The sequence below is a fragment of the Duganella alba genome (assembly GCF_009674495.1).
Taxonomy (GTDB): domain Bacteria; phylum Pseudomonadota; class Gammaproteobacteria; order Burkholderiales; family Burkholderiaceae_D; genus Rugamonas; species Rugamonas alba.
In genome coordinates, this window is sequence record NZ_WKJN01000002.1 from 116,733 (window position 1) to 135,250 (window position 18,518).

At 61.8% G+C, this 18,518-nt stretch carries 18 protein-coding genes and 1 other RNA gene; 12 read left to right on the forward strand and 7 right to left on the reverse strand.

All coding sequences use genetic code 11. From position 1 onward, the window contains the following. Positions 1-32 precede the first annotated feature (32 nt). The 5 genes from galA to GJ695_RS02355 all read left to right on the forward strand — a co-directional run bounded on the left by galA (position 33) and on the right by GJ695_RS02355 (position 4,238). Complete coding sequence (gene galA / locus GJ695_RS02335) at positions 33-2,840, forward strand: beta-galactosidase GalA (RefSeq protein WP_229260315.1); 2,808 nt, start codon at positions 33-35, stop codon at positions 2,838-2,840. Between the two features lie 88 nt (positions 2,841-2,928). Next, positions 2,929-3,171: a hypothetical protein gene (locus tag GJ695_RS02340; protein WP_154362019.1), complete on the forward strand. Its 243-nt coding sequence runs from the start codon at positions 2,929-2,931 to the stop codon at positions 3,169-3,171. Continuing rightward, positions 3,168-3,479 (forward strand): cell division protein ZapA, encoded by a 312-nt coding sequence (locus GJ695_RS02345; RefSeq protein ID WP_154362020.1) that lies wholly within the window; start codon positions 3,168-3,170, stop codon positions 3,477-3,479. Before GJ695_RS02340 ends, GJ695_RS02345 begins: the two co-directional genes overlap by 4 nt. Positions 3,480-3,535: 56 nt before the next feature. After that, positions 3,536-3,715, forward strand: a non-coding RNA gene (gene ssrS, locus GJ695_RS02350) — 6S RNA. A gap of 64 nt (positions 3,716-3,779) precedes the next feature. After that, positions 3,780-4,238, forward strand: coding sequence for an EVE domain-containing protein (locus tag GJ695_RS02355; RefSeq protein WP_154362021.1), 459 nt, complete (start codon positions 3,780-3,782; stop codon positions 4,236-4,238). On the opposite strand, the gene lgt is transcribed toward GJ695_RS02355, so the two are convergent. After that, entirely contained in the window at positions 4,222-5,079 is an 858-nt protein-coding gene (lgt, locus tag GJ695_RS02360) for a prolipoprotein diacylglyceryl transferase (protein ID WP_154362022.1), read from the reverse strand. The genes GJ695_RS02355 and lgt overlap by 17 nt on opposite strands. Next, positions 5,073-5,981, reverse strand: coding sequence for a LysR family transcriptional regulator (locus GJ695_RS02365; protein WP_154362023.1), 909 nt, complete (start codon positions 5,979-5,981; stop codon positions 5,073-5,075). Before GJ695_RS02365 ends, lgt begins: the two co-directional genes overlap by 7 nt. 145 nt (positions 5,982-6,126) lie before the next feature. Between GJ695_RS02365 and ilvD the strand changes: the two genes are divergently transcribed. From ilvD to GJ695_RS02395, 6 genes are all read left to right on the forward strand, one after another. Then, entirely contained in the window at positions 6,127-7,989 is a 1,863-nt protein-coding gene (ilvD, locus tag GJ695_RS02370) for a dihydroxy-acid dehydratase (protein ID WP_154362024.1), read from the forward strand. Positions 7,990-8,161: 172 nt separating this feature from the next. Continuing rightward, complete coding sequence (locus GJ695_RS02375) at positions 8,162-8,974, forward strand: GTPase (RefSeq protein WP_154362025.1); 813 nt, start codon at positions 8,162-8,164, stop codon at positions 8,972-8,974. Positions 8,975-8,985: 11 nt separating this feature from the next. Continuing rightward, positions 8,986-9,570 (forward strand): hypothetical protein, encoded by a 585-nt coding sequence (locus GJ695_RS02380; RefSeq protein WP_154362026.1) that lies wholly within the window; start codon positions 8,986-8,988, stop codon positions 9,568-9,570. Between the two features lie 16 nt (positions 9,571-9,586). Further along, positions 9,587-11,425, forward strand: a complete 1,839-nt coding sequence (locus tag GJ695_RS02385; RefSeq protein WP_154362027.1) for a dynamin family protein — start codon at positions 9,587-9,589, stop codon at positions 11,423-11,425. Continuing rightward, the gene (locus GJ695_RS02390) at positions 11,422-13,071 is read left to right on the forward strand and encodes a GTPase (protein WP_154362028.1); all 1,650 of its coding nucleotides are present in this window, start codon (positions 11,422-11,424) and stop codon (positions 13,069-13,071) included. Before GJ695_RS02385 ends, GJ695_RS02390 begins: the two co-directional genes overlap by 4 nt. Beyond that, positions 13,071-13,361 (forward strand): YkgJ family cysteine cluster protein, encoded by a 291-nt coding sequence (locus GJ695_RS02395; RefSeq protein ID WP_154362029.1) that lies wholly within the window; start codon positions 13,071-13,073, stop codon positions 13,359-13,361. Before GJ695_RS02390 ends, GJ695_RS02395 begins: the two co-directional genes overlap by 1 nt. 23 nt (positions 13,362-13,384) lie before the next feature. Here the strand turns inward: GJ695_RS02395 and GJ695_RS02400 are convergent, their stop codons facing one another. Then, positions 13,385-13,609 (reverse strand): TIGR04438 family Trp-rich protein, encoded by a 225-nt coding sequence (locus GJ695_RS02400; protein ID WP_154362030.1) that lies wholly within the window; start codon positions 13,607-13,609, stop codon positions 13,385-13,387. A 154-nt stretch (positions 13,610-13,763) separates the two neighbouring features. Between GJ695_RS02400 and GJ695_RS02405 the strand changes: the two genes are divergently transcribed. After that, positions 13,764-14,084, forward strand: a complete 321-nt coding sequence (locus GJ695_RS02405) for a c-type cytochrome (protein ID WP_154356191.1) — start codon at positions 13,764-13,766, stop codon at positions 14,082-14,084. A 41-nt stretch (positions 14,085-14,125) separates the two neighbouring features. Here the strand turns inward: GJ695_RS02405 and GJ695_RS02410 are convergent, their stop codons facing one another. From GJ695_RS02410 to GJ695_RS02425, 4 genes are all read right to left on the reverse strand, one after another. Then, the gene (locus GJ695_RS02410; protein WP_154356194.1) at positions 14,126-15,259 is read right to left on the reverse strand and encodes a branched-chain amino acid ABC transporter substrate-binding protein; all 1,134 of its coding nucleotides are present in this window, start codon (positions 15,257-15,259) and stop codon (positions 14,126-14,128) included. A gap of 246 nt (positions 15,260-15,505) precedes the next feature. Beyond that, positions 15,506-15,883 carry a DUF2486 family protein gene (locus tag GJ695_RS02415; protein ID WP_154356195.1) on the reverse strand — a complete coding sequence of 126 codons (378 nt, stop codon included), beginning with the start codon at positions 15,881-15,883 and terminating at the stop codon, positions 15,506-15,508. Beyond that, positions 15,880-16,311, reverse strand: coding sequence for a DNA polymerase III subunit chi (locus GJ695_RS02420; RefSeq protein ID WP_154362031.1), 432 nt, complete (start codon positions 16,309-16,311; stop codon positions 15,880-15,882). The genes GJ695_RS02415 and GJ695_RS02420 overlap by 4 nt, the downstream gene beginning before the upstream one ends. A gap of 82 nt (positions 16,312-16,393) precedes the next feature. Continuing rightward, positions 16,394-18,472 carry a M3 family metallopeptidase gene (locus GJ695_RS02425; RefSeq protein WP_154362032.1) on the reverse strand — a complete coding sequence of 693 codons (2,079 nt, stop codon included), beginning with the start codon at positions 18,470-18,472 and terminating at the stop codon, positions 16,394-16,396. Positions 18,473-18,518 lie beyond the last annotated feature (46 nt).

Consider the following 18,518-nt stretch of genomic DNA (forward strand, 5'->3'; position numbering starts at 1 on the left):
TTGCTCCGTTTTTTTTATCAGGGGAGACAGATTTGAAAACAAGACTGATCACCACCATGCTGTTGATGCTGGCCTGCGTGGCGTTGAACGCCGGCGCGGCCACGCGCGAGCGCCTGTCGCTGGATCGCGGCTGGCTGTTCCACCAGGGCGACATCGTTGAACCGCCTATCGTGGGCCATGAAGAGTCCTACAGCAATGCCAAGGCTGGCAACGCCAGTGGCGCGGCCGGCAACGAATACGACGATTCGACCTGGCGCCATCTCGACCTGCCGCACGACTGGGCCGTCGAAGGCCCTTTCGATCCGAAGGCGAATGTGGCGCAAGGCTATCGTCCGCGCGGCATCGGCTGGTATCGCCGCTACCTGCAGGTCGATCCGTCGGAACGCGGCAAGCATTTTGAATTGCAGTTCGACGCCATCGCGACGCATGCCACGGTCTGGGTCAACGGCAATGTGGTCAGCCGCAACTGGTCCGGCTACAACGCCAGCTATATCGACATCACGCCTTTCCTGCGCTACGGCGATGCGATGAACACCATCGCCATCCGTGTCGATGCGGAAGCGATGGAGGGCTGGTGGTATGAAGGCGCGGGCATGTATCGCCACAGCTGGCTGGTGAAGCGCAATCCGGTGCACGTGGTGACCGATGGCGTGCACGCCACGCCGCGCCTCATCAAGGACAAGCAGTGGAGCATTCCGGTGGAAGTCACGCTGAACAACAGCGGCAAGACGGCCGGCGATGTGATCGTCGAAGTGACGGTGTACGACCCGTCCGGCAAGCAGGTGGCGCAGCGTACCACGCCGGCGCGCGTGGGCGTACTGGCCACCAGCAGCGTGCAGTTGCCGGTCACGATCAACAATCCTGCGCTGTGGTCGATCGAAAAAACCAATCTGTATCGCGTGACCACGCGCGTTCTGCAAGCCGGCAAGGCGCAGGATGAGGTGTCGCTGAATACCGGCTTCCGCACCATCCGCTTCGATGCGGCGCAGGGCTTCTTCCTCAACGGCGTGCACGTCAAGCTGCAAGGCGTGTGCATCCACCAGGACCACGCCGGTGTCGGCGTGGCGGTGCCGGATTCGGTGTGGGAATATCGTTTGCGCCGCCTGAAGGAGATGGGCGTGAACGCCATCCGCTTCTCGCACAACGCGCCGGCGGCGGAAGTGCTGGACATGGTGGACCGCATGGGCTTCGTCGTCATGGATGAGAACCGCAATTTCAATCCATCGGCGGATTACATGAAGCAGCTGGAGTGGATGGTCAAGCGCGACCGCCATCATCCGGGCATCGTCCTGTGGTCGGTGTTTAACGAAGAGCCGGTGCAGGCGACCGAAGTCGGTTACGAAATGGCGCGCCGCATGTCGGCCGCCGTGAAGGCGCTGGACGACACCCGTCCGGTCACCGCCGCGATGAACGGCGGCTTCCTGACCGAGCTGAATGTGTCGCACGCGGTGGACGTGGTGGGCGCCAACTATCAGGTGCCGGATTACGACCGCTATCACAAGGCTTATCCGAACAAGCCGTTCACCAGTTCCGAAGACACTTCCGCCTTCATGACGCGCGGCGAGTACAAGACGGTGAAGGAGAAGAACCTGATCGCCAGCTATGACGACGATGCGGCGCAGTGGGGCAACACCCACCGCGACGCGTGGGAAGCGATCGACACGCGGCCGTTCGTGGCGGGCGGTTTTGTGTGGACCGGCTTCGATTACCGCGGCGAACCGACGCCGAACGAATGGCCGTCGGTCAGCTCCGTGTTCGGCATCATGGACCTGAACGGCTTCCCGAAAACCGCCTACTACATCCACCAGGTACAGTGGATCAAGGACAAGCCGCTGATCCACATCGCGCCGCACTGGAACTGGAAGCAGGGCGACAAGGTGCGCGTGATGGTGATGTCCAACATCGAACGCATCCAGCTGCTGCTGAACGGCCGCACCATCGGCGAGCAGAAGGCCGATCCGTATCGCATGAATAACTTCGACGTCGTCTTCGAGCCGGGCAAGCTGGAAGCCATCGGCTACAGGGGCGGCAAGGAAGTGGTGCGCACATCGGTGGAAACCACCGGCGCGCCGGTGTCGCTGGAACTGGTGCCGGACCGCGCGCAGCTGGCGGGCGATGGCCGCGATGCGATGCCGATCACCGTGCGCGCGCTGGATGCGCAAGGCCGCGCCGTGCCGCTGGCGGACAATGAGGTGACTTTCGCCGTCACGGGCGGCGGCCGCTCCATCGGCCATGGCAACGGCGATCCGAATTCGCACGAGAACGAGAAGGGCGCTACCCGTCGCCTGTTCAACGGCCTGGCGCAGCTGATTGTGCAGACCAACTACGATGCCAGGGACGCCGTCATCATCAACGCCACCGCGCCCGGCCTGCAGGCCGCGCGCGTGACGATACCGGTGAAGCAGGTGGCGGCCCAGCCTTACGTGGCGCAAGCCGACGCGCCGCTGACCTTCGTGCGCAGCTGGCGCATCGCGCCGGACGGCGATGCGCGGCCGGACCCGAACCAGAAATTGGCCAGCTTCGACATGAATACCTGGGGCTGGGGATCGCCGCCGATGCGCGCCGCCGCCGGCAGCACGTATCACCTGTATCGCTCCAGCTTCACGCCGCGCAAGAACCTGGCCGATGGCAGCGGCCGCATCCGCTTCGCGTCGATCAAGGGCAAGGCGGAGATCTGGCTCAACGGCGCGCTGGTCGGCAGGAAGGACAGCTACGCCGCCGCGCCGCTGGACGTGGCGCTGCCGGCCGGCGACGGCAAGCGCGAACTGAATGTGCTGATCGAGGCGGAAGCGGGGCAGGGCAGCGGTATTGAGGGCCATGTCACCATTGAAGCCAAGTAGTTGACGATGAGTAAATAAATCGCGTGCTTGTTGGTCGCAAACACGCGATTCGGTTGACGGCGTCCCGCGCGCTGCCTATAGTGGCGGGATGATTTCAGATTTCCAAGAACTCTCCGATAAAATCGACCAGTTGGCCGAGATGACGCAAGCGCTGCGTCGGGAAAACGCGCAGCTGCGCCAGGCCAATGCCGCCCTGGTGGTCGAGAACATGGGCTACCAGCGCCGCCTGAGCGAGGCCTCGGTCCGCGTTGAAGCTTTGCTGGAACAAATCCCCGCCATCGGTGGCGACGCCGCCGAGGACAAGCAGCCTGAAAACGAGGAAGCACGATGATCCAGGTCGATGTCACGATCATGGGCCTGAGCTACAAGCTGGCCTGCAAGGAAGACGAAGAACAGGCCTTGCGCAAGGCGGCGTCCTTCCTGGACAAGAAGATGAGCGCGATCCGCGACGCCGGTAAGGTCAAGGGCAACGACCGCATCGCCGTGATGGCGGCGCTGAGCGTGGCCGCGGAATTTCTGTCGGTGAAAGCGCCACAAGGTCCGTTGTCTGACATGTCGATTCTCGAAGTGCAGACCAAGATCAGCGCCATGCACAAAGTGCTCGATAGCGCACTGACTCCGCAAGAAACCCTGTTTTAATCGCTTTTTAATTCGAACAGCCCTTCCTTTGCGGCGCACAAGAGAGTAAACTTCTTTTCACCCTGCGGTGTTCGAGACTTGTCATATATTCCTTGAACCATTTTTTTGCACCGGTTACGGAAATTTGTTCGATGGGCGAGAGCGTCGCTAGTCCGATGAACCCGAAATTGAACTAACTGTGACCACCTGAGCCTTTTGGTTCGGGATGCCGGCAAGACGGCACATGCGGGGCCTTATTCAACAAAAAGCGGTTGCAAGCATGTGAATGCGCAGCCGCTTTTTTTCGTCTGGAGAATACGTATGCAGTATTGGCTGATGAAATCCGAACCGGATGAAGTGAGTATCGACGACGTCATGGCGTCGCCGCAGCAGACCACCGCGTGGTTTGGCGTGCGCAACTACCAGGCGCGCAATTTCATGCGCGACCAGATGCAGGTCGGCGACGGTGTGCTGTTCTATCACTCCAGCTGCCCGGAGCCCGGCATTGCGGGCCTGGCGGAGATAGTGAGCACTCCTTATCCGGATGCCTCGCAGTTCGACGCCAAGGGCAAATACTACGATCCGAAGGCGACGCAGGAGCAGCCGCGCTGGATCTCCATCGATGTGAAGGGCACGCGGAAAACGCGTTTGCTGGCGCTGGCGGAGATGCGCACGATTCCGGCGCTGGAAGAGATGGTGGTGCTGCAGAAGGGCAGCCGCCTGTCCATCACGCCGGTCACGCCGGCGCAATGGAAAGCGGTCGTCAAGCTTTTGAAATAATCGGTGCGCGGCCGCGCTGGCGCACTTTGTAGGCCCACACCAGCATCAGGATCGCGCCGACGATCATCGGCAGCGACAGCACCTGGCCGGAGGTGATCGGCAAGCCCAGCACGGTGGTTTCCCAGTCCGGCGTGCGGAACCACTCGGTGAAGAAGCGCGCGCAGCCGTACAGCAGCGTGTAGAAGGCGCCCACCGCCAGGCGTGGACGCTCCTTGCGGGCGAAGATCCACAGCAGCACAAACACCAGCAGACCATCGATCAGCATCTGATAAATCGGCGACGGATGACGCAGGCCCTGCAGGAATACCGGGTCCGGATGCAGCGGGTAGCGGATGTCCGGCCACAGCATGGCCCACGGCAGCGACTGGTCGCTGACCACGCGGCCCGGCAGTTCGGCGTTGATGAAGTTGCCCATGCGGCCGGCGGCGTAACCCAGCGGCACCAGCGGCGCGATGAAGTCGTACACGTCCAGCAGATTGCGGCCGGACTTGCGCGCCCACAGCGACATGGCGATCAGTACGCCGAGGAAGCCGCCGTGGAACGACATGCCGCCATGCCAGACCTTGAAGATTTCGATCGGATCGGAGAAGTATTTCACCGGCTCGTAGAACAGCACTTCGCCCAGGCGGCCGCCGATGATCACGCCCATCATGCCGTAAAAGAGCATGTCGTCCAGATCCTCTTTTTTCCACAGCTGCGCGGCGATGTGCGGCTGCTTGATGCGCACGCGGCCCAGCGCGATGAACAGCGCAAAGGCCAGCACGTACATCAGGCCATACCAGTGGACGGCGACTGGCCCCAGTTGCAGGGCAATCGGATCGGGCATCGGGTGTATCAGCATAGGGCGCTTTTCCTCAATTCGTTTCTTAATAATTCCAAAAAGCCGTGCAGCACCGGCGAGGCGTTGTCGCGCCGCCAGGCCAGGCCGGTTTCGACCAATGGCGTGGCGTCGGCCAGCGCCCGGTATTCTACCCCGGTCCGCATCAGGTTGGAGACCGACTGCGGCACCAGCGCCATGCCGATGCCGGCCGATACCAGGCTGACGATGGTTTGCATCTGGATCGCTTCCTGGCCGATGTCCGGCGTGACGCCGGCATCGCGGAACACGGACAGGATGGCGTCGTGCAGCGCCGGCGAAATCGCGCGCGGGAAGATGATCAGCGGCAGCCGCGGCAGCGCGGACAGTTTCAGCTTGCCTTGCTTCTTCAGCGCGGGCAGGCCGGAGGGCAGGGCCAGCACCAGCGGTTCGTTCAGCACTGGCAGGTAGTCGAGTTGTTCTTTGGCCTTGTCGGGCAGCGGCGGGATCAGCAGGCCGGCGTCGATACGGTTGTGCAGCAGGTCGTTCAGCTGCAAATCGGAGGTGGATTCCTGTAGCGTGATCTGCACCTGCGGATAGGCGGCGCGGTAGGCGCGCAGGAAGGGCGGCAGCACGCTGTAGTCGGCCGAGGAGACGAAGGCCAGCGTCAGGCGTCCCACTTCGCCGGCGGCGGCGCGCTGCACCAGCTGCGGCAGTTCCTGCGCCTGCGCCAGCAGACGGCGCGCCTCGGGCAGCAGCGCCATGCCGGCCGGCGTCAGGGCCACGCCACGACGGTTGCGTTCGAACAGCGCGGCGCCCAGTTCTTCTTCCAGCGCCTGGATGGTCTGCGACAACGGCGGCTGCGTCATGTGCAGCCGCAGCGCCGCCTTGCCGAAGTGGAGTTCTTCGGCGACGGCGATAAAGTAGCGGAGCTGACGCAGTTCCATATGGTTTACTGTTGAATTTGTTCTGTGTGATATTTTATACGACTCACAGCCACGTAAATCATATATTTGACACCGTCGTGGGGACGTCGCAAACTCCCATGCTAAGCCAGCGGAATTAAGCTCGCCTTATCATTGGAGAAACATCATGCCGCAATACCGTTCCCGCACCACCACCCACGGCCGCAACATGGCCGGCGCCCGCGCCCTGTGGCGCGCCACCGGCATGAAAGACGGCGACTTCGACAAGCCGATCGTCGCCGTGGTCAATTCCTTCACCCAGTTCGTGCCGGGTCACGTGCACCTGAAGGATCTGGGACAACTGGTGGCGCGCGAGATTGAAAAAGCGGGCGGTGTGGCGAAAGAATTCAACACCATCGCCGTCGACGACGGCATCGCCATGGGCCACGGCGGCATGCTGTATTCGCTGCCGTCGCGCGACCTGATCGCCGATTCGGTCGAGTACATGGTCAACGCCCACTGCGCCGATGCGATGGTGTGCATCTCCAACTGCGACAAGATCACGCCGGGCATGCTGATGGCCGCGATGCGCCTCAACATTCCGGTGGTGTTCGTGTCCGGCGGCCCGATGGAAGCGGGCAAGGTGGTCAAGGTCGTCAACGGCGGCCAGAAGATCATCAAGCTCGATCTGGTGGACGCCATGATCAAGGCCGGCGACAGCACCGTCAGCGACGCCGACGTGGCCGAGATCGAGCGTTCCGCCTGCCCGACCTGCGGTTCATGCTCGGGCATGTTCACCGCCAACTCGATGAACTGCCTGACCGAGGCGCTGGGCCTGTCGCTGCCGGGTAACGGCACCATCGTCGCCACGCACGCCGACCGCGAACAGCTGTTCCTGCGCGCCGGCCGCCTGATTGTCGAACTGGCCAAGCGCCATTACGAGCAGGATGACTACTCGATCCTGCCGCGCACCATCGCCAACAAGGCGACCTTTGAAAACGCCATGGCGCTCGACGTGTCCATGGGCGGGTCGACCAACACCGTGCTGCACCTGCTGGCGGCAGCGCATGAAGCGGGCGTGGATTTCACCATGGCCGACATCGACCGCATCTCGCGCAAGGTGCCATGCCTGTGCAAGGTGGCGCCGATGACCGACAAGTTCCACATCGAAGACGTGCACCGCGCCGGCGGCATCATCTCCATCCTCGGCGAGCTGGCGCGCGGCGGTCTGCTGGACACCTCGCGCCCCACCATTCACGCGCCGACGCTGGCCGATGCCATCGAACGCAACGACATCAAGCGCAGCGACGATCCAGCCGTGCATAAGCTGTTCAGCGCGGCGCCGGGCGGCGTGCCGACCCAGGTGGCGTTCTCGCAATCGGAACGTTTCGCTTCGCTGGATCTGGACCGCACGGCCGGCTGCATCCGCGACAGGGAACACGCGTATTCGCAGGACGGCGGCCTGGCGGTCTTGTACGGCAACCTGGCGGAGAAGGGCTGCATCGTCAAGACGGCCGGCGTTGACGAAAGCATCCTGAAGTTCAGCGGCAAGGCGCGCGTGTTCGAATCGCAGGACGCGGCGGTGGAAGCCATCCTCGGCGACAACGTGCATGAAGGCGATGTGGTCATCATCCGCTACGAAGGCCCGAAAGGCGGCCCTGGCATGCAGGAGATGCTGTATCCAACCTCGTACATCAAGTCCAAGGGCCTGGGCAAGGCCTGCGCGCTGTTCACCGACGGCCGCTTCTCGGGCGGCTCGTCCGGCCTGGTGATCGGCCACGCGTCGCCGGAAGCGGCGGAAGGCGGCGCCATCGGCCTGGTGGAAGAGGGCGACATGATCGACATCGACATCCCGAACCGCACCATCGGCCTGCGCATCAGCGATGCCGAACTGGCGGCGCGCCGCGCCGCCATGGAAGCCAGGGGCGCCGATGCATGGCAACCGGTGAACCGCGAGCGCTACGTCTCGCAGGCGCTGCAAGCCTACGCCGCGCTGACCACCTCCGCCGACCGCGGCGCGGTGCGCGACCTGTCGCAACTGAAGCGCTAAGAAAAAAATACGCCAGGTCCAACGCCGCATCCGCCAGCCGGCGATGCGGCGGCTTTGCCATGGAAATTTACTTCCAGATGGTGACTATTGGTGATATTTCCATGGGGCACATCAGCTATAATCAATGTTAATGAAAAGAAATTCTTTTTGTTTTCGTGTTTACTAGCCCCTCATGAAAAACAGCGACTTATCACAGCAATTTGAAGAACTTCTTGACACCCCAGTCCACGCCAAGCCGGTAGTTGCGGCGTATGGGTTAATGAATTCTGGGAAGAGTTCCCTGTTCAATATGCTGACCGAGCATGTGGAGCAGGAATTCTTCAAGACCAACGACATACGCGAAACAGCCGAGAACAGCAGCTGCGATTTCGGCGATTTCACTTTCCTCGATACACCTGGCCTGGACGCCAACGCCCAGGACAATTTGACGGCCAGCCAAGGCGAGTCGTCCGCCGACATCGTCGTGTTTGTCCATCAACCGCAGGGTGAACTGGATGCCGCCGAAGTCGGTTTCCTGGGCACACTGGCCAGCTCCTTCGGCCACCGCGCTGCCGACAACATCATCCTTGTCCTGAGTAAGATCGATAAAGCCAGCGCGCAGGAAGTGGATGAAATCGAGGGCAAGATCCGCACCCAGTGCCGCAATCATATCGGCTTTGAACCGACCATCATCCGCGTGTCCAGCAAGCGCTATGAAACCGGGGTGCGCAATCAGAAGCCGGCGCTGTGCGCGCAAAGCGGCGTGCAGACATTGCGCCAGAAATTGGCCGTCGCGGCACTGAGCGCGCAGGAAGCCCGCAACGAACGCCAGTTGGCCAGGGTACGCGCGCTGCTGTTGCAGACCGAGGAGGCGGAAGCGGTACTGAAGAGCCGCCGTACCGACCTGCGCCACAACCTGGTCCAGGAGTTCTCCAGTTTTAACGCCCAGGTGGCCAATCTGCGCGAGTTTCTCGCCAGTTCCGCCACGCAGTTCAAGCGCATTTAAAGGGATCAAAGATGGCATTGCCTTGGTTGATAGGGGCGGCGGTGGTCGGCGTGGTGAGCGCGATCGCTAAAGCGGTCAGCGATGACACGCCCAGCAGCAGCAGTAGCAGTAGCAGCAGTGATTCGTCGGCGGAAGAGCGCCGCCGACGCGAAGAGGCCGCTCAGGCGCGGGCCGAACGGGAGCGCACGGAAAAGAAAGCGCATGCCCGCCAGGTCTTCGCCGAAACCGGGGCCGCCTACGGCAAGGACCTGACCGAGTCGCTCCAGGGATGGGTTGACGTCAGGTCCGAGGAACCATGCTTCCGCTCGCGCCTGAACACCAGCGGCTGTACCGTGCCGGACGTCGCCGATAACGGCGCCTTGCCGGTGATGGAGTTATTGTTTCAGGCCTATCCTCGGCCCAATGCGGACGCCAGAACCACGCTGGAGAACCTGGAGTTCTACGGCATGCTGTACGACGTCAGGCTCAAAGCGGGAACGCGCATGCGGCGCCGCGCGGCAGAAATCGATCGGATCGACGAACAGCTGTCGCAGTTGGGAAACATGAAGAAGCGCCTGCGCCAGCTGGAGCAAGAGCTCGCGGCGCCGGGCCAGTGATCGGAGAGGAAAACGCATGAGCGGATTGGTGAGTCGTGAGTTGTTGCTGCAATTGTTTGACGGGCTGCGCGCCAGTTTTGACCGGTCGCTGACGGCGGCGCAGGCGGTGGAACAGGAGTTCGAAACCAGTCGTGCCACGTTTGTCGGCAATATCACCGGACATTTGAAAGCCGCCGAGAAGAGTTTGCCGCGCAACCATCCCATTCGCGGCGAAGTGGTGGCCTTTCTGAAAGAAATGGATCGCACCACGACCCTCTGGGACGAACAGATCGCGGGGCGCGACAAGGGCGTCAAGTTCCGCGCGCACTTTGAAGACTCGCTGCTGATCTTCGTGAACGGCAAAGTCAAATCCGGCAAGAGTTCATTGGGCAACTACATGGCGTGGGGGAATACCGATCCGACGCCGGAAATGAAGCAGGGGCTGCCGGCCAAACTGACGCCGCGCTTCTTCTCGCACGCGAAGACCGCCGTCAAGGGCGGCGACGCCAGCAACGAAGCCGAGAAGCGCCGCGAATTTCGCGTCGGCGCCACCGAGGCCACCAGTTCGATCCAGGGCTTCTCGCTGCCTGGCCTGACCTGGGTGGATTCGCCCGGCATGCATTCGCTGAACATCGACAACGAGAACCTGGCGCGGGACTATGTCGAACACGCCGACCTGATCCTCTACACCATGAAGTCCGATTCGCCGGGACGCGAAAGCGACTTGAAGGAAATCAAGGCGCTGTTCGTCAAGGACAAGGCGCCGTTGCTGCTGCTGACCGGCAGCGACGACATGGAGGAAGATCTCGCCGAGGACGGCGATACGCTGGTGCAGACCGTGGTCATGAAGAGCCAGGAGCGCCGCGCCAGGCAGCGTGATTATGTGCGCGCCGCGCTGGTCGAGCACTGCGGCGATGCGGTGGCCGCCAAGGTCGACATTCTGTCCTTCTCGGCCCGCTACGCCCAGCTGCACCGTGACGACAAGGCTGCCTTTGCCGACAGCGGCATGGAACAACTGTGCAGCACCTTGCATGACATCTGCAAATCCGATGCGGTGCGCATCAAGCAGCGCACGCCGATGACCAACCTGAGTAACTTCCTGCAGGCCTGCCGCACCGATTTGCAGCCTTACAAATCGCTGATCGACGCATTCCGCAAACCGCTGGATGCCTTGAAGCGCGAATCGGACAGCAATCTCCCGGTCTATGTGCAGCGCGGCCAGGCCAGGCTGGCGCTCTTCATCGACGAGTTCTTCGAGCAGGAGGGGCTGAACGGCGGCTCGGCTGATGTGGTGTCGGAGCAGCTTGGCCGCTTCCAGCACGCCTTGCGCGAGCATTACAGGGCAGTATTGACCGAGCAGTTGGGCGCGATCTTTGAAGAGATCATGGATGGCTTCGCGCACGCCGTGCAGGATACCTATCGCAACAGCGAACTGTTGCAGCTCCCCGAATTTCAACTGGAAACCGCCACCGAACGGGTGTCGGAAGTGCGCAGCGGCACGCGCAAGCGCAACAGCCTGTTGGGCGCTGTGCTCGGCGGCGTGGCCGGCTTCGTGCTGGGCGGACCAGTCGGCGCCGCCACCGGCGCCAGCCTGGGCGGATCGTTGGGCGGCGCCACCGGCAGCGCGGCCGGTACGAATTACCGCGAATTCCAGGTGACGATCGGCGACAACCTGCAGGATATCCGGCGCGCGGCGCTGGACAATTGCACGCGCATGCTGGATGAGGCCATGCGCAGCGGCACGCGACAGCTGTGGGCGCTGGTGGACCAGGATGTCGACCGTATCCTGATGCAGATCGCGCAGGAGGTCACCCAGTTCGAACAACAGCTGCAGCGCCTGACAAAGAAAACCCAGACGATTGGAAAAACGTTATGACCATCAATTCGCCCCAACTGCTGGACGCCTATGAGCAGGCACGCGTTTTCGCGCGCGACGATGCGGGATTGACGGCGCTGTTTGCGCCGGTCGAACGCGTCTTTGAAGAGAAAAAGGCCAAGGCCGACGCGGTCGTGATGGTCTACGGCGTGTACAACGCCGGCAAGAGCACCGTCATCAATATGCTGCTGGGCCGCGAGGAAGCCGCCGCCGACGATATTCCGCTGACCGACAAAGTCAGCCCCTACCAGTGGGGCAGCTACGTCATCCTCGATACCCCCGGGGTGGATGCCCCGATCGCCCACGAACAGGTGACCAGGGAGCAGATGCTGACCGCGGACGCCGTCATCTTCGTGGTCGATCCGGTGGGCACGGCCGAGGAGTCGAAAACCCTGCACGTGCTGGTGGACCTGCTGCAGCAGCGCAAGCAGGTTTTCCTGGTATTCAACGAGAAGAAGCCGATCAGCGACGAGGATTACATCAAGCTGAAGGACCAGACCCGTGGCCGCCTGCAGCAGATGGCCGCCGAACGCGGCCTGGAGAACGTACTGGGCGATATTCCCATCGTCAAAATCAACGCCAAGCGCGCGTTGCAGGGCATGCTCAAAGCGCAGCCGAAGTTTGTGGAGTTGAGCGGCTATCCTGCTTTTGAAAAACAGTTGACTGCCTTCTTGCAGGGCATCACCGCCGAGAATGTCTATGCCCGGCTGCAGCAACAACTGCTCGACGTGCTGCAACAGCATGCGACGACGCTGGAGGGACGCGCGCAGTCCAGGGCCGGCGAGCAATACGATCGCTTGCTGCGCAAGATCAGCAGCGAAAAAGCCGAACTGGCCCAGGGCATGCAGCGCGAGCTCGTGCGCCAGCGCCAGAATATTTACGACAAAAGTAAGCTCTACATGCGCAATGCGCCGGAGGATTGTCAGGCGCGCATCGCGGAGTTGATGCAGAAGTCGGCGGAACAGGTCTGCGCCTCGATGCAGAACCAGATGACCACCTTCATGAACCTGGTGCAGGATCAGATTGACACCGTGCAGGCGGCGGCCCTGCCGGCCATCGACCATGCGTTGCCGGACGTCCAGGTGCCGCCGCCAGGGCAGCGGCCGGCAGACGCCGGCGATGGCGCGCCGCCGCCGGACCAGACAATCGATGGCAATATGTTGAAGGATGCGGCACTCCAGTTTGGCACCTTTACCAAGCCCGAACACATCGTCGGCGGCCTGAAGATGGTCAAGAGCGCGTTGCCGTCGATGATGAAGGGCATCGGCATCAAGACCATGGAGAAATGGGCGTCGACCTTTGTCACCAAGTGGATTCCGTATGTGGGCGTGGCAGTCAGCGTGGGCCAGGTGCTGTACGGCCTGTTTGCCGGCGATCCGGAAGAGGCAAGGCTGCGCAAGCAAACCGAGGCCGAGCAGCGCGAGCGCGAGCGGGCCATCCAGCAGATGGAGGACTTCGCGCTCGAGATTGCCGACGGCTTCGAACGCAGCATGAGCGACATCATCGCCCAGCAAACGGAGTCGTTCTTCGCCAATATCGCCCAGCAGGTGGAACTTCTGCGGCAGAGCTTTAGTCAGGCGGAGCAGTCCAACAGCGCCAGGCTGGCGCATCTGCTGGATATCTTGCAGCAGGCGAAGGACGCCTGATGGCGCAGCCGGCACGGACGCCCTTTCCATGCAATGGCTGTGGGAAGTGTTGCCGGCAAGTCGACAAAAGCGCTGAAACGGACTGGCTTGACCGCGGCGACGGTGTCTGCCGGCACTTCGACGAAACCAGCAAGCGCTGCCTTATTTATGCCGAACGTCCACTGGTGTGCCGGGTGGAGGAGTACTACGCCCGGCACCTGTCAACGCAGGTGAGCTGGGAGCATTTTGTGGCCATCAATCTGGACATCTGCGCCAGGCTGCCGGGGCCGGATGCGCCGGCCCAGGACTGAGCACCGCGGGCGACAAATCCTGCTTATTTCTTTTTGTCGAACGACTGCTTGACGCGGTCCTTGCGGCGTTTTTCGTCCTCGTTGTGGGCCTTGCGTTTGTCGAAGCCCAGCATCGGTTCGAGGAACTCGAACCACAGGAAGGCCAGCACCATCAGGGCGCCGATGGCCCACCAGGAAAGCTCGGCAAATTTCCATACTTCAAAATAGCGCAGCACTACCAAAGCAACGATCAACAGGATCAGTGGCATGATGTTCTCCTTTTCCGCTATCTTACCTTGGTTTCATTGAGAGAAACATTCCCCCCACTTAGTCAACCGTTCCTTGATCCAGGCGTTAATGCATCAAGGCAAAACGAGGTAGAATTGACCAGCGGGATTTAGTCGCATTAACCTGGAGAACACAATGAAACGCAATTTGATGATGGTTGGGGTAGTGGTTGCAACCGCATTCGCCTCGCAAGCAGCGATGGCGGACGCCGGTCTGGATCTGGCCAAAGCGAAGAACTGCATGGCGTGCCACGCTGTCGGCAGCAAACTGGTCGGCCCTGCCTACAAGGATGTCGCCGCCAAATACGCCGGCCAGAAAGACGCGGAAGGCAAGCTGGTCACCAAAGTGATGAAAGGCGGCTCCGGTGTCTGGGGCGCGATCCCGATGCCAGCCAATCCGCAGATCAATGAAGCGGAAGCGCACACCCTGGTCAAATGGGTACTGTCGCAGAAATGATGAACACATGAAAAAGCCCCTTGCGGGGCTTTTTTTTATGCTTACTTGATGACCTCGATCTTGGTCTTCTTGCCGTCGGTGTAAGTGAACAGGGTCAGCGCGCCGTCCTTGATGTCGCCCTTGTCGTCAAAGGCGATCAGGCCGGTCACACCCTGGTACTTGATCTTCTGCAGGAAGGGCAGGTACTTGGCCGGTTGCGACGATTTGGCTTCCTGCATGGCGGTGGCCATGGTCATGACCGCGTCGTACACGTATGGCGAGTAGATCTGCACGTCGGCGTTGTACTTCTTCTTGTAGCGGGCGACGAAGTCGTCCATGCCTTTCTGCTGTTCGGCGGTGACGCCGCCCGCTTCGGCGCAGGTGACCACGCCGTTGGCGGCAGCCGCGCCGGCCAGCTTCGGCAGCGACTCGGTGCAGATGCCGTCGCCGCCCATGTACTTGGCGTTGATGCCCAGCGCCTTCATCTGGCGCAGCAGCGGGCCGCCCACCGAGTCCATGCCGCCGAAGAACACCAGGTCCGGATTCTTGGCTTTGATCTTGGTCAGGATGGCGTTGAAGTCGGTGGCCTTGTCGTTGGTGAATTCCTTGGTGAACTCCGCGCTGGGCAGCGCCTTCTTGGCGGCCTTCATGAATTCGTCGGCGACGCCCTGGCCGTAGGCGGTGCGGTCATCGATGACGGCGATCTTTTTCGCGCCCAGCTTGGTGATGGCGTAATTGCCCAGCGAGCCGCCCAGCTTGGCGTCATTGGCGACCACGCGGAAGGCCGACTTGAAGCCCTGCTGCGTGTACTTGGTCTGGGTGGTGGCCGGCGAGATTTGCGGGATGCCGGCGTCGTAGTAAATCTTGGAGGCGGGGATGGAGGTGCCCGAGTTCAGGTGGCCGATCACGCCGTTGACCTTGGCGTCGACCAGCTTCTGCGCGACGGCCGTGCCTTGTTTCGGATCGCTGCCGTCGTCTTCCAGTTGCAGCACGAACTTGACTGGTTTGCCGTCGATCTTGAAGCCCTTGGCGTTCAAATCCTCGACCGCCATTTTGGCGCCGTTTTCATTGTCCTTGCCGAGGTGAGCCGACGGACCGGAGACAGGGCCGACGTGGCCGATCTTGATCACTTCCTGCGCACCGGCGCTGCCGGCGAAAGCCAGGGCGAGGGCCAGGGGAATGAATTTGAACTGCATGAGCAAATCTCCAAAGTTGTATGCAAGGCCACCAAGGTACAACAAATCATTCGCCGCGCAAAGCGGCAAACCGATGGTTTTGAACTTTTTTGGAGCGGTTCCCTGATTTGATGCAAGGGTGCTTCGGGGTGGTGCGCGTGGCGCACCGAAGTGGTGTTGATTTGGCGGCTGGCGGCACTGTTTTACCCCGCACACCGCTGCGGCCGGGGTCTGACCCCGTACGGGGTCAGACCCCTTCGGTCGGGGTTATTTTTTTTGCGCTTGCAGGTGGGTCAGTTCCTGTGCCACGGCACGCGAGACGATCTTCTCGATGGTGTCGTGCAGGCCGATGCGGATCTCGTTGGTCAGGTCATGCAGGGCATGGCTCAATACCTCCGCCATGCTGTCCTTGATGCGCTGCTCCAGCACGAAGTCCACGCGCGACTGTAACTGGTGCATGATGCGCACCGACAGGCGATGTTCCATGACGGCCCATTCGGCTTCGGTCCAGCCGTCGATGGCGTCGGCTTCCAGCTCGGCGGCGGCGGAGACGGGCGGCGGCGCGCCGCCGTCATCGCTCACCGGCTCTGCTTTCAGAACTTCCGTCAGGACAGGGATACTTGCGTCAAACGATGCTTGGCTCATGATTTTCCTGTGACAAAGTGGGTCAGTGGATAGTCTTGCTGCTTGTATGCGACATAACGCTTGCGGCCGGCAGCCGCATCATCCTCTTCGGAGGAAATCACTTCGATCATGCGCGCGAACTGGTCCACATTCCGTGGACTGCGGCGCGACAAATTGACCAATAATTCTTTGTGCGTGTGTGGTAATTCCGCCTCATCGCTGGCCGTCAACAGGATCGGCGTCTGCGCCGCCAGAGCATCGTCCGCGAGCACGTGCGGCAGGAAGTCGGTGGCGGAAAATGTCCACATCGCTGCATTAAGTTCTGCCAGTTGCGCATCATCTTCCGTCATCAGCACGACGCGGTTGTTGGCGGCCCAGGCCTTGCGCACGAGGCGGCAGGCGTAGCTCACTTTATCCGGTACATTGGTGTGGAAGTCGATGCGTGTCATGGTGAATCCAGTGTATGCGAAAACGCCGCAAGCCGCTGGCATCGATGTTGCTACCGAGCGGCTTGCGTGGGGAGGAGAATTGTCAGGCTGCCATGCCGCTGTGGCGCAGCAGTGCGTCGATGCTCGGCTCGCGGCCGCGGAAGGCGGTGAACGATTCGAGCGCCGGGCGCGAACCGCCGACCGACAGGATTTCCGCGAGGTAGCGCTTGCCCGTTTCCGACACGGCGGCCGGCCCCAGTTTCTGTGCTTCCTCGAACGCCGCGTAAGCATCGGCGGACAACACTTCGGCCCACTTATAGCTGTAGTAGCCCGCCGCGTAACCGCCGGCGAAGATGTGGCCGAACGAGTTCTGGAAGCGGTTGAACGACGGCGGAATGACCAGCGAGAATTTGCTGCGCACTTCATCGATCAGCTGCTGCACGGTCTTGCCGGTGCTGGCGTCGTAGTCGTAGTGCAGGTGCATGTCCAGCAGCGAGAATTCGACCTGGCGCAGCGTCTGCAAACCGGACTGGTAATTCTTCGCGGCCAGCATCTTGTCGTACAGCGCGCGCGGCAGCGGCTCGCCGGTGACGGTGTGCGCGGTCATGTGTTCCAGCACTTCCCATTCCCAGCAGAAGTTTTCCATGAATTGCGACGGCAGTTCGACCGCATCCCATTCCACGCCGGAGATGCCCGACACGCCCAGCTCGTCCACCTGCGTCAGCATGTGGTGCAGGCCGTGGCCGAATTCGTGGAACAGCGTGATCACTTCATCGTGCGTGAACAGCGATGGCTTGGCGACGCCGTCTTCCACCGCAGGCTCGGTGAAGTTGCAGGTCAGGTAGGCGATTGGCGTCTGTACATTGGTGGCGTCGGCGCGGCGGCCGCGCGCGTCGTCCATCCAGGCGCCGCCGGACTTGCCGGCGCGGGCGTACAGGTCGAGGTAGAACTGGCCGATCAGCTTGCCGTTGCGCTCGATGCGGAAGAAGCGCACGTCCTTGTGCCACACCGGCGCGTCGTCGGTTTTGATTTCGACGTTGAACAGGTTCTGGATCAGGCGGAACAGGCCGTCGACCACTTTCGGTTCAGGGAAGTACTGCTTCACTTCCTGCGCGGAGAAGGCGTAGCGCGCTTCCTGCAGCTTTTCCGATGCGTAGGGAATGTCCCAGGCTTTCAGATCCTCGATGCCCAGCTTGTCCCTGGCGAAGGCGCGCAGTTCGGCCAGGTCTTTCTCGGCGAACGGGCGGGCGCGCTTGGCCAGGTCTTCCAGGAAGGCGATCACTTCGTCGGGCGACTTGGCCATCTTCGGCACCAGCGAGACTTCAGCGAAGTTGTTATAGCCGAGCAGCTTGGCTTCCTCATCGCGCAGCTTCAGCAGCGTGACGATGTTCTGGGTGTTGTCCCAGTCTTCCTTCTTGCTGAACACCTCGCCCTGTTCGGACGCCTTGGTGGCGTTGGCGCGGTAGATGGTTTCGCGCAGTTCGCGCTTGTCGGCGAATTGCAGGATCGGGTAATAGGACGGGAAGTGCAGCGAGAATTCCCAGCCCTGTTTTTCGGATTTTTCGGCGGCGGCGCGGGCGGCGGACTTGACGTCGTCCGGCAGGCCGGCCAGGTCGGCTTCATCGGTGACCAGCAGCTTGTAGTCGTTGGTGGCGTCCAGCACGTTTTCCGAGAAGCGCGTGGAGGTCATCGCGTGTTCTTCCTGGATGGCGGCGAAGCGTTCCTTCTGGTCTTCCGGCAGCTCGGCGCCGCCCATGCGGAAATCGCGGATGGCGTTGTCGATGATGCGCTTGCGGGCCGGCGTCAGCGTGGCGAATTCGGCCGAGGCGCGCAATGCCTTGTACTTGGCGAACAGCGCTTCGTTCTGGCCCAGCTCGGTCCAGAACTCGGTGACCTTGGGCTGGTTCTCGTTGTAGACGGCGCGCAGTTCCGGCGTGTCGACCACGTTGTTCAGATGACTGACGATGCCCCAGGCGCGGCCCAGCAGCTCGGTGGCGTCTTCCAGCGGCGTGACGAAGCTGTTCCAGCTGACGTCGTCCGATGGCGCCTGCAATTGTTCGACCACGGCGCGGCTCTTGGCCAGCAGCTCGTCGATGGCCGGCGTCACATGCGCAGGCTGGATGGCGTCGAAACGCGGCAGACCCGAAAAATCGAGAAGAGGGTTGATAGCATCAGTAGTCATAGTCAGATCCGTTTAATTTACGTGCGCTCGCGGCACCGTTTACCCC